We start from the raw sequence: 11,617 nt of genomic DNA, 5'->3' as shown, positions 1-11,617 counted from the left end.
ATAAACTAAAAAAGTGAAATTGAAACAACATAGAGAAGTACTTTCTGGACATGTAGTGAAGTCTTGTACGATTTCGATGACTTCATCGAGAAAATACGACATTTCGTTTTTGACTGAATATGAAAAAGAAATAAAACCAAAGGACATTCAAAACGTTGTCGGATTAGACTTTGCGATGGATGGGTTTTTCATGAAGGCAGCCGCTTATTAGCGACTGCCTAATCGAATATAAACTCTTAGAACAAGAGGATTCGCTTGGTCTATTTCGTCAGCTAGTAAAAGTGGTGAATACTTAAAAAGCCCCCACCTCCAACAACTCGTAAGGGTGGTAAGTTCATGTAATTAGTTTTTCTTATGAAAGGTGATTAACTTCTTGTTATTTACTTATATAGATCCGTATAATATGATAAAAGATGTGGGAAATTAGAAGAAAAAATGAATAACTAATTTTTCGGATGTCTTACATACTGATAGTTAAGAGGGGGAACCTAAATGGCGAAAAATGATGTATTTAACGCCCGTGCAAGCTTTGACCTTAATGGTAAGCGATATAATTACTACCGCCTGGCAGCTCTTGAAGAAGCAGGAACAGCAAAAGTTTCACGCCTGCCATATTCGATTAAAGTATTACTTGAATCTGTCCTTCGTCAATTTGATGGCTATGTCATTAAAAAAGACCACGTTGAAAACTTAGCAAAATGGGGACCAAATGTAGACAAAGAAGCAGAAGTTCCGTTTAAACCATCACGTGTTATTTTACAGGACTTTACGGGTGTTCCGGTTGTTGTTGACCTTGCGTCTCTTCGTAAAGCAATGGCAGACATCGGCGGCGATCCTCAGGTCATTAATCCTGAAATTCCGGTCGACCTCGTTATTGATCACTCTGTGCAAGTAGATGCTTATGGTACACCGGAGGCGCTTGAGCGCAATATGGTGCTTGAATTTGACCGCAATGCTGAGCGTTATGAGTTTTTAAGCTGGGCCCAAAAAGCATTTGATAATTACCGTGCAGTTCCACCAGCAACGGGAATTGTTCATCAGGTAAACCTTGAGTATCTTGCGAATGTCGTACATGCAGTTGAAACGACTGAAGGCGAGTTTGAAGCTTATCCGGATACCCTTGTTGGTACCGATTCACATACAACAATGATTAATGGAATCGGCGTTCTTGGATGGGGCGTTGGAGGTATTGAAGCAGAAGCAGGTATGCTTGGACAGCCTTCATACTTTCCTATTCCAGAAGTAGTCGGTGTTAAATTAACAGGCGAACTACCAGATGGCGCAACGGCTACTGACCTTGCGTTAAAAGTAACACAAGTTCTTCGTCAACAAGGCGTAGTCGGTAAATTCGTTGAGTTTTTCGGTGCAGGTGTAGCCTCACTTCCGCTTGCAGATCGTGCGACAATTGCGAACATGGCACCTGAATATGGCGCAACTTGTGGTTTTTTCCCCGTTGATGCAGAATCTCTTGATTACATGCGTTTAACAGGACGCGAAGAAGAGCACGTTCAAGTCGTTGAGCAGTATTTAAAAGAAAACAATATGTTCTTCACACCAGAAAATGAAGATCCTATATATACAGAAGTCGTTGAAATAAGTCTTGCTGAAATCGAACCGAATTTGTCTGGTCCGAAACGTCCACAAGATCTAATTCCACTTACTCAAATGCAAAAAGCATTCCAAGAAGCAGTCAGCGAGCCCCAAGGCAACCATGGTTTCGGCTTGACAGCAGGAGAGCTTGACAAAACAGCAACGGTTAAATTCAAAGATGGTGAAAAAGTAGAAATGAAAACGGGTGCGATTGGCATTGCTGCGATCACATCATGTACAAATACATCAAATCCGTACGTTCTTCTTGCAGCTGGTTTAGTAGCGAAAAAAGCGGTCGAACTTGGTCTTGAAGTGCCTAAATATGTAAAAACATCTCTTGCACCAGGTTCAAAAGTCGTGACAGGCTATCTTCGTGATTCCGGACTACTTCCTTATATGGAGAAACTTGGTTTCAACCTTGTCGGCTACGGCTGTACGACATGTATCGGTAACTCCGGTCCGCTAAAAGACGAAATCGAAAAAGCGATTGTTGATTCAGATCTTCTTGTTACGTCTGTTCTTTCAGGTAACCGTAACTTTGAAGGGCGTATTCATCCGCTTGTAAAAGGAAACTACCTTGCATCGCCACCACTTGTTGTTGCCTATGCACTTGCAGGTAATGTAAACGTAGACCTTCAAAACGAGCCGATCGGCAAAGGTAAAGATGGACAAGACGTCTTCTTTAAAGATATTTGGCCAGGAACGGCTGAAGTAAAAGAAGCGGTGAAACGTACCGTTACACCTGAATTGTTCCGTAAAGAATATGATCAAGTATTCAATAGCAATGCAAAGTGGAATCAAATTCAAACGAGCAATGAAGCACTTTACAGTTGGAATGAAGATTCAACGTACATTGCGAATCCAACATTCTTCCAGAACCTTTCAACAAATCCAGAGCCGATTCAAGCGCTCACAGGCTTGCGTGTAATGGGTAAATTCGGTGATTCTGTCACGACAGACCATATTTCACCAGCCGGTGCGATCGGTAAGGATACACCAGCAGGCTTATATCTACGCTCTAAAGGTGTAGAACCACGTGACTTTAACTCATACGGTTCACGCCGAGGCAACCATGAAGTGATGATGCGTGGTACGTTTGCGAATATTCGTATTCGTAACCAAATTGCGCCGGGTACAGAAGGTGGACTTACAACTTATTGGCCAACAGGCGAAGTTATGCCTATTTATGATGCATGCATGAAGTATCAAGAGCAGGGAACAGGTCTTGTCGTTCTTGCCGGTAAAGATTACGGAATGGGCTCTTCACGTGACTGGGCGGCAAAAGGGACAAACTTGCTTGGCGTTAAGACCGTTATTGCAGAAAGCTATGAGCGTATTCACCGTTCAAACCTCGTTATGATGGGTGTGCTTCCTCTTCAGTACAAACTGGGCGAAAATGCAACAACACTTGGACTTACAGGTGAAGAAACAATTGAAGTGGCTATTACAGATAGTGTGAAACCACGTGAAGTTGTAACGGTTACAGCAACAAATAAAGAAGGCAAGAAAACAGAATTCCAAGCGCTGGCCCGCTTTGATTCTGAAGTAGACGTTGATTATTACCGTCATGGTGGTATTTTGCAAATGGTTCTTCGTGGCAAATTGCAAAATGTGAATAATAACAAATAAGTGGTACTAAAAAGAAGAAGCCAGTTCCTTTTCATTGGAACAGGCTTCTTCTTTTTTAGATAGATGTTTGAATATTTTGTATAAAAATAATAGTTGCGGAAATAATAACAATAAAAGGGAAAGGAGTGACAAGATGCGTAAAATTCAGAAAAAAACATTTGCAGATCTCATAAAAGAAAACAAGGAAGAGTTACTTGCAGATACAGCAGCGATGAAAGCGCTTGAAGAAAGGCTCGAGTTAAAGTGGATTGAATACGATAAAATGGGGAAATAGTCCAGTATTTGTACTGGACTGTATACATAATTGTTAGTTGCTATTAAAAGGTGATTATAGTTTAATGGAATTTAGAACTGATTCAGTGCTTATTTAAAACCTTAACTCCGCAAGTTAAGGTTTTTTGCATAGATAAGAATTTTGTAAGAAGAAAGGATAGTATAGGGCGATGGAAAACTTATTACGAACAATACATATACCCAAACTTGATGAAAGGATAGGTGCTCATGTACAGCAATATATTAACTCATTGACAAAACCTCTTGGGAGTTTAGGCCGATTAGAGGGTTTGGCGGTTGAACTGGCAAAGATGACAGGAGATCCTTTTCCGGACGTGTCACCGCCAGGGGTTATTGTATTTGCAGCGGACCATGGTATCACTGATGAGGGGGTATCTGCTTATCCGCAGGAAGTGACAGGTCAAATGGTCCGTAATTTTTTGAATGGTGGCGCAGCCATTAATGTATTTAGTAAATCAATCAACGCCAGCTTGTACATCGTAGATATCGGGGTAGCTAGTGATATAGATGAGGAAGAGTTGATAAAGAAAAAAGTACGATATGGAACAGCTAATTTTCATAAGGAAAACGCGATGTCTCCTGATGAAGCAGTTAAAGCTATTGAAGTAGGGTATGAGCAGGCACAAAAAATGATTAACGAGGGAGTTAAATGTCTCATTCTCGGGGAGATGGGGATCGGCAATACGACCACAAGTAGTGCTATTGCGGCTGCTGTTAGCGAACAAGATATTCAAAAGCTAGTCGGAACAGGAACAGGAATTGAGAAGGACAAAATTCAGTATAAACAACAAATTATTAAAAGTGCTCTTGAAAAAAGAAATCCGAGGGCAGACGATCCTATCGACATTTTATCGAAAATTGGGGGACTTGAAATTGCCGGAATGGCAGGTGCAATGCTTGCTGCTGCAAGCAACCGGATACCTATTCTTGTCGATGGATTTATTTCTGCAACTGCTGCTTTGATCGCAAAAATGATATCCAGTCAAGTCGTCGATTATATGATTATGGGGCATCGTTCTGTAGAACCTGGGCATGACGTTCTCATTCAGTTGCTGGGAAAAAAGCCGCTTCTCGATCTCGAAATGAGACTAGGAGAAGGTAGTGGCGCTGCGGTTTCTTTTCCAATATTACAATCAGCTGTATTAATGGTGAAAGAAATGGCCACATTTGAAACGGCCCAAGTATCCAATAAGGAGCAATGAAGGAGCAATGTTTGTTTACAAATGAAGAAAAAGAAGCGATTTACAAAGTAATTTATTGTAAGAAGGGCTGTCTGTATTGACGAGTTTTTCAAGAAGTGCAATCATGTTCTTTTTTTCGTTTTTTAAATACGTAATCAAAATAAATTCCTCCTTGGGGCTGACCTTTAGCTGTACCTGAAAAGATAAAAAAGATAAACGTTAGCCGAAAACATGGTAAAATAGATAGTGATGCAAGTGAGATAAAGGAGTTTTTATATTGTTTATTTCAGAAATAGAGGTAGAAGTTCGCTATGCGGATACAGATGCGATGCAAGTCGTTTACCACGGCCAGTATGTGATTTGGTTTGAGATTGGCCGTACACGTTTAATTAAAGATCTTGGTTTCAATTATGCAGATATGGAGAAAAAAGGATTTGTTTCACCTGTTGTCGATATTCGCTTATCCTATAAACAGCCATTTCGCTACGGAGAAACAGCGACCGTACGGACGTGGATTGAGGCAAACAGTGGTATTCGCACGACGTATGGATACGAGATTGTCAATGAAAAAGGCGACGTATGTGTGTTAGGTTCAAGTGTGCATACGATTGTTAACAAAGATACATTTCGGCCAGTGAAATTTAAAAAAGAATTTCCAAAATGGTATCATGTATATGAACAGAAAAAGAAACCAGTTTAATAGCATTTGGACTTAAACGGGTCGATGTAGAACGATGGGAACAGGTCATATTGCATTTTTAACACATTACTGGTGCGATGAGCAGTTTCCATATTACCGCACTGTAACGAAAGTGGGCTGTATTTATCCCGCATTAACGGGCAGTAAGACCCCCGCTTCAAGCCGTCGAAAAGAAAAGGAGGATAAGCGGAACGCAGACTAAGATCGTCACGTCCTGTGAACCTAACCCCTACTGAATGAAAGTTTTACTTTATGTAGACAGATTGGCGGAATGGGGATATAGATACGGATTGATGCCGGAATGGATTGACATGCGTCCCCCATCCCGGCCGCATATTATTGACTTATTCGGTGAAAAACAGCTATTTATTTTAAAGCATGAAGGGTTAGAAAATCATATACGGAAATTTCAATTGGAATAGATCAATCGCGTATGTAATTATAAATTGGTTCGTCTAATTGTTCATCAAAATCGACGACTAGATGATGGCCGTCAAAATACCATAGATCTTTATCTTCAACAAAATAGGTGACATCGTTGTAAATGGCCGTCACAGCTGCTTCAATCGGTTCTTCTTTCGAAATGCCAAGTGAAAACCCATCATGCAAAGGACTAGATCCGCCATAGCGTACATAAAAACGGATAAAGTCTCCTTTAACTGCATACATTTCTTCTTCAAACCATTTTTTTGCTAGATTGTTCAATTCAATTTTCATGCGGAAATAACTCCAATTCTTTTTTCTCAGTGTAGCATGGAATAATGTGCCGTCAAAATAAAACATGAAATAAGCGGCTTAACGTGATAACGTTAAACCGCTTGTTTCAATTTTTTTTACCAAAATTGGCTTTCGGCTCTGTTTTATTTTTAAGACGGACAATATTGGCTCGATGACGGAAAAGGACGAAAAAGAATATAGCTGTAATCGCTGCGAGAAATGGGAGATCATTCGTATAAAACGTATGAATGATCGCATAAATGAATGCGACTGCAGCGGTCAACACTGAAGCAAGAGATACGTATTTTGTCAGTAAAAGGATAATAACAAAAATCGCGGCTAAAAATAAAAAGACGAGCGGATTGTAGGCAAGTAAAACACCAGCGGACGTCGCCACAGCTTTACCACCGCGAAAACCGGCAAAAATAGGAAACATATGCCCGATAACCGCAACAAGTCCAGCGATCAGTGGATGAATGCCTGCATCGAACGAGAGGGGCAGTAATGTAGCGACTGTTCCTTTTAAAATATCGGCAACAGTGACGACGGTACCTGCTTTTTTACCGAGAACACGGAATGAATTAGTCGCGCCAAGGTTCCCGCTGCCATGCTCACGTATATCAAGACCGAAAAAGACTTTGCCGGCAATGAGTCCAGACGGGATTGAACCGAGTAAATAGGCGATAATTAAAATAAGTGCTTGAATCAATTTCTCAATCTCCCTTTTCATAATGTATAATCATTTGAATAACGTACCTTCATCATTTTACCATGACGGGTGATGCGGCGGGAAAAATATTTCGGTTGATTCTCCCTTAAAAGTGACGTACTCTTTTAACGAAATACAGATGATATTGGTGAACGATTGACAAGTATGATATGATAGTCAGGAACATACGTTTCATCGTGCGGTTTTTTAGAAAGAGAGGGAAATTTTTATGGCGGATTCAAAGCAACGAGCAGTATACAATGATGAATCCATTCAGGTGCTTGAAGGACTTGAAGCAGTCCGGAAGCGACCGGGAATGTATATAGGTTCGACGGATGGGAGAGGACTGCACCATCTTGTTTATGAAATTGTAGACAACTCAGTCGATGAAGCACTCGGCGGACATGGCAAAGAAATCAGTGTGACAATCCATGCGGATAACTCGATCAGCGTGCGCGACTATGGCCGCGGTATGCCGACTGGGATGCATCGCACAGGGAAACCGACAACAGAAGTCATTTTGACGGTTCTTCATGCAGGCGGGAAATTTGGTCAGGGCGGTTATAAAACAAGCGGCGGATTGCACGGCGTAGGGGCATCGGTTGTAAATGCTTTGTCTGAGTCATTGACTGTCACTATATGGCGTGATGACTTCCGATATGAACAGCATTTTCGAGATGGTGGAAAGCCTGCCACGACACTTGAGAAAAAAGGTAAAGCCAAAACGACCGGAACAGAAATCCATTTTAAACCCGACCCGGCTATATTTTCGACGACAGTGTATCAATTTGATACGCTTGGTGAACGGTTGCGAGAGTCTGCGTTTTTATTAAAAGGATTAAAAATAACACTTGAAGATAAAAGGAAGGATCAGGAACAAGTAGAAGAATATTACTATGAAAATGGCATTGAAGAATTCGTCAAATACTTGAATGAAGAAAAAGACGCTCTTCATCCCGTTGCGTCTTTTTTCGGCACACAAAATGACATTGAAGCAGAATTTGCGTTTCAATTTAATGACGGTTTTTCAGAGAATGTTCTGTCATTTGTCAATAATGTCCGGACGAAAGACGGCGGAACACATGAAGCAGGGGCACGTGCAGCGATGACGCGCACATTTAATGAATATGCGCGGAAAAGCGGTCTGTTAAAAGAAAAGGATAAAAATTTAGAAGGAACGGATATCCGTGAAGGGCTGACAGCGATTGTATCCGTCCGTGTGCCGGAAAACCTGCTACAGTTTGAAGGACAGACGAAAGGAAAGCTTGGCACAGGAGAAGCGCGCTCGGCAGTTGATCAAATCGTATCGGAAAAGCTTCTTTATCTTTTAGAAGAAAACCCAGAAGTCAGTACATTACTCATAAAAAAAGCAGTAAAAGCGGCACAAGCGCGTGAAGCGGCCCGAAAAGCACGTGAAGAAGCCAGAAGCGGAAAAAAACGTAAAAAAGGCGAATCTATTTTGTCAGGAAAACTAACACCAGCACAGTCGCGCAATCCAGAAAAAAATGAACTGTACCTCGTCGAAGGAGACTCGGCAGGCGGTTCAGCGAAACAAGGACGAGACCGCCGTTTTCAAGCTGTTTTGCCGCTTAGAGGGAAAGTCATTAATACAGAGAAAGCAAAACTCGCCGATATTTTTAAAAATGAAGAAATTAATACAATTATTCATGCAGTCGGTGCCGGTGCGGGACCAGATTTTTCCGTAGAAGACGCAAATTACAATAAAGTGATTATTATGACGGATGCCGATACAGACGGTGCACATATTCAAGTGCTTCTTTTGACCTTTTTCTACCGATACATGAAGCCGCTCATTGATAGTGGAAAAGTATTTATTGCGATGCCGCCATTATTTAAAGTAAGCAAAGGCACCGGCAAAAAGGAAGTTGCAGAATATGTTTGGACAGAACGTGAACTTGATTCTATGCTGAAGAAAATGGGGAAAGGGACGACGATTCAACGCTATAAAGGTCTTGGTGAGATGAATGCTGATCAGCTCTGGGATACGACCATGAATCCAGAAACGAGAACGCTGATTCGTGTAACGATTGACGACATCGCCCGTGCAGAGCGCCGCATTACGGTTTTGATGGGGGATAAAGTCGAGCCGCGTAGAAAATGGATTGAGTCAAATGTTGCATTTGGGCTTGAAGAAGAAGCCGTACTCTTAGAAAATGATCAGTTGTCGGGCATCAGGGAGGAATAATTAATGGAAAAGGAAAACATTCAAGATTTACCGCTTGAAGACGTCGTAGGTGACCGATTCGGGCGGTACAGTAAATACATTATTCAAGAGCGTGCGCTTCCTGATGCACGTGACGGATTAAAACCAGTACAGCGCCGTATTTTATTTTCGATGCATACAGAAGGAAATACGCATCAAAAACCGTTCCGAAAAGCTGCTAAAACGGTCGGGAATGTCATTGGTAACTATCATCCTCATGGCGATTCATCCGTCTATGACGCAATGGTCCGTCTTAGTCAGGATTGGAAAATACGAACACCGCTCATTGAAATGCATGGAAATAATGGTTCTGTAGATGGCGACCCGCCTGCAGCCATGCGTTATACTGAAACAAGATTGTCTGCTATTGCAGGTGAATTGTTAACAGATATTGAAAAACAGACGGTTGATTTCATTCCGAACTTTGATGAATCAACAAGTGAGCCGGTTGTTCTTCCAGCGAGGTTTCCAAATTTGCTCGTTAATGGATCAACAGGAATTTCAGCCGGGTATGCAACAGAAATTCCACCGCATCGCCTTGATGAAGTAATTGACGCGGCGATTATGCGAATGGAACAGCCCGATTGTACGATTGAACAGTTGATGACTGTTATTCCAGGCCCTGACTTTCCAACGGGGGGGATTATTCAAGGTGTTGATGGCATTGAAAAAGCGTATAAAACAGGAAAAGGCAAAATAGTTATCCGCAGCCGGACAGAAATTGAAGACATCCGCGGCGGCCGTCAGCGCATCGTTGTGACGGAAATTCCATATGAAGTGAATAAAGCGTCACTTGTGAAAAAAATGGATGAACTCCGCATTGATCGAAAGCTTGATGGGATCTCGGAAGTACGTGATGAAACGGACCGAACGGGACTTCGAATTGTTATTGATTTGAAAAAAGAAGCCAACGCTGAGCTTACATTAAATTATTTGTACAAAGCAACGGATTTACAGGTCGCGTACAATTTCAACATGGTGGCGATTTACAACAGGCGTCCTGTTTTAATGGGGCTGAACCGTATGCTCGATGCGTATATTGAACACAGGAAAGAAGTCGTGACAAATCGGTCTATATATGACCTTGAAAAGGCAAAAGCGCGTCACCACATTGTAGCGGGCTTAATGAAAGCTTTGTCGATTCTCGATGAAGTGATTGCTTGCATTCGTGCATCTAAAGATAAACAAGATGCGAAAAACCGTCTTGTAGCGGAATTTTCTTTTACAGAAGCACAGGCGGAAGCCATTGTTACATTACAGTTATACCGGTTAACGAATACGGATATTACCGCCCTTGAGAAAGAATCGGCAGAGCTTGAAAAGACAATTGAGCAGCTGGAAGCTATTTTAGGGAGTGCCAATAAACTTGTATTAGTAGTTAAGCGCGAATTAAAAGAATTAAAAAAAACATATGCAACAGAGCGGCGAACGAGCATTGAAGAAAAAATACAGGAAATAAAAATTAATCGCGAAGCAATGATTACAAGTGAAGATGTCATTGTGTCTGTCACGCGCGAAGGATACATTAAACGAACGGGCATCCGCTCTTATACGGCATCCGGAGGGCTTCCGGCAATGAAAGAATCAGATGGTCTTTTATTTAAACAGGAGATGAACACGACCGATGTTCTTCTCGTGTTCACAAGCAAAGGCAGTTACTTGTATTTGCCGGTGCATGAGTTGCCAGATATTCGATGGAAAGATACTGGTCAGCATGCTGCTGGGCTCGTAAATGGGTTAAAAGATGAATCCATTATAGCCGTTTTCCCTGTCCATGATTTCACAAAATCGAACTACATTCTTTTTGCAACACAAACAGGCATGGTGAAACGAACGGAGCTGTCCCAATTTAAAGTACAGCGCTACTCGCGACCACTGGTGGCAATGAATGTAAAAGGCGATGATGAAATATGTACAGTCGTGATGACAGATGGCGGTTCGGATGTAATGATCGTCACTCATTTTGGCTATGGTGTCCGATTTGGAGAAGAAGAAGTACCAGTTGTCGGTCCTCGTGCTGCCGGAGTGAAAGGTCTAAGTTTAAAAGACGATGATTATGCGATTGCGGCCATCGCCTCTTCGAAAGGAGATGATGCGCAGTTTGTCGTTGTGACAAATCGGGGAGCTGTGAAACGGAGCGGATTTGATCAATTTGAACGAACGACACGTGCGAAACGCGGTGTAGTGTTGTTAAGAGAACTGAAAAATAATCCGCATCGTGTCGTCGGCGCTGCTCTTATTGATGAACATAATGCATACTGGTTGAGAACAAAAAAAGGGGAAGATACTGAGGTACATATACAGTTATTCAAAAAAGTAGATCGTTATTCAAATGGTTCTTTTGTTGTTGATGAAAAAGAACAGGGGATGGTTCAACGTCTTCTGTTGTCGGAAAAAACAGCAGATTTATAAAAAAGCTTTGCGTCATATTAACTGACGCAAAGCTTTTTTATAATAATTAGTTATTTATTTACAAAATTAACTATGTGCAAAATTCAAAATAATATAATTAAAAAACAATCAAACAGATAATATAAGTAAGGACATTTGCATAATTTATGGTAAGGGAAGAG

General features: G+C 41.5%; 10 protein-coding genes and 1 pseudogene. 8 read left to right on the top strand and 3 right to left on the bottom strand.

The features are described from left to right. Positions 1–7: 7 nt before the first annotated feature. The 4 genes and pseudogenes from BLL40_RS08690 to cobT form a co-directional block, all read left to right on the top strand. Positions 8–199: pseudogene (locus tag BLL40_RS08690) on the top strand (RNA-guided endonuclease TnpB family protein); the annotation flags it as partial. 293 nt (positions 200–492) lie between these two features. After that, positions 493–3,219, top strand: a complete 2,727-nt coding sequence (acnA, locus tag BLL40_RS08685) for an aconitate hydratase AcnA (RefSeq protein ID WP_073711520.1) — start codon at positions 493–495, stop codon at positions 3,217–3,219. Between the two features lie 133 nt (positions 3,220–3,352). Then, positions 3,353–3,493, top strand: coding sequence for an FbpB family small basic protein (locus BLL40_RS08680; RefSeq protein ID WP_073711519.1), 141 nt, complete (start codon positions 3,353–3,355; stop codon positions 3,491–3,493). Between the two features lie 169 nt (positions 3,494–3,662). After that, the gene (cobT, locus tag BLL40_RS08675; protein ID WP_073711518.1) at positions 3,663–4,715 is read left to right on the top strand and encodes a nicotinate-nucleotide--dimethylbenzimidazole phosphoribosyltransferase; all 1,053 of its coding nucleotides are present in this window, start codon (positions 3,663–3,665) and stop codon (positions 4,713–4,715) included. Positions 4,716–4,730: 15 nt separating this feature from the next. Here cobT and BLL40_RS18005 read toward each other — a convergent pair whose 3' ends face one another. Beyond that, on the bottom strand, positions 4,731–4,853 hold the full coding sequence (locus BLL40_RS18005) for a hypothetical protein (protein ID WP_281247245.1): 123 nt from the start codon (positions 4,851–4,853) through the stop codon (positions 4,731–4,733). 118 nt (positions 4,854–4,971) lie between these two features. Between BLL40_RS18005 and BLL40_RS08670 the strand changes: the two genes are divergently transcribed. Both BLL40_RS08670 and BLL40_RS17540 read left to right on the top strand, forming a co-directional pair. Then, positions 4,972–5,394, top strand: coding sequence for an acyl-CoA thioesterase (locus BLL40_RS08670; RefSeq protein WP_073711517.1), 423 nt, complete (start codon positions 4,972–4,974; stop codon positions 5,392–5,394). Positions 5,395–5,428: 34 nt separating this feature from the next. Next, positions 5,429–5,596 carry a hypothetical protein gene (locus BLL40_RS17540; protein WP_173799908.1) on the top strand — a complete coding sequence of 56 codons (168 nt, stop codon included), beginning with the start codon at positions 5,429–5,431 and terminating at the stop codon, positions 5,594–5,596. A gap of 221 nt (positions 5,597–5,817) precedes the next feature. Here the strand turns inward: BLL40_RS17540 and BLL40_RS08665 are convergent, their stop codons facing one another. Beyond that, the gene (locus BLL40_RS08665) at positions 5,818–6,111 is read right to left on the bottom strand and encodes a HesB/YadR/YfhF family protein (RefSeq protein WP_073711516.1); all 294 of its coding nucleotides are present in this window, start codon (positions 6,109–6,111) and stop codon (positions 5,818–5,820) included. Positions 6,112–6,217: 106 nt separating this feature from the next. Continuing rightward, a complete protein-coding gene (gene plsY / locus BLL40_RS08660; RefSeq protein WP_173799916.1) occupies positions 6,218–6,817 on the bottom strand; it encodes a glycerol-3-phosphate 1-O-acyltransferase PlsY in 600 nt (199 codons plus the stop codon). Between the two features lie 232 nt (positions 6,818–7,049). Here plsY and parE point away from each other — a divergent pair, with 232 nt between their 5' ends. Continuing rightward, positions 7,050–9,026, top strand: a complete 1,977-nt coding sequence (parE, locus tag BLL40_RS08655; protein WP_073711514.1) for a DNA topoisomerase IV subunit B — start codon at positions 7,050–7,052, stop codon at positions 9,024–9,026. A gap of 3 nt (positions 9,027–9,029) precedes the next feature. Further along, positions 9,030–11,456 carry a DNA topoisomerase IV subunit A gene (gene parC, locus BLL40_RS08650; protein ID WP_073711513.1) on the top strand — a complete coding sequence of 809 codons (2,427 nt, stop codon included), beginning with the start codon at positions 9,030–9,032 and terminating at the stop codon, positions 11,454–11,456. The last annotated feature ends 161 nt before the right edge of the window (positions 11,457–11,617 follow it).

The sequence above is a fragment of the Domibacillus mangrovi genome (genome assembly GCF_001906925.1).
Classification (GTDB): Bacteria; Bacillota; Bacilli; order Bacillales; family Domibacillaceae; genus Domibacillus; species Domibacillus mangrovi.
Note: the sequence above shows the minus strand (reverse complement) of the source record. Positions and strands in the feature narration are given on the sequence as shown.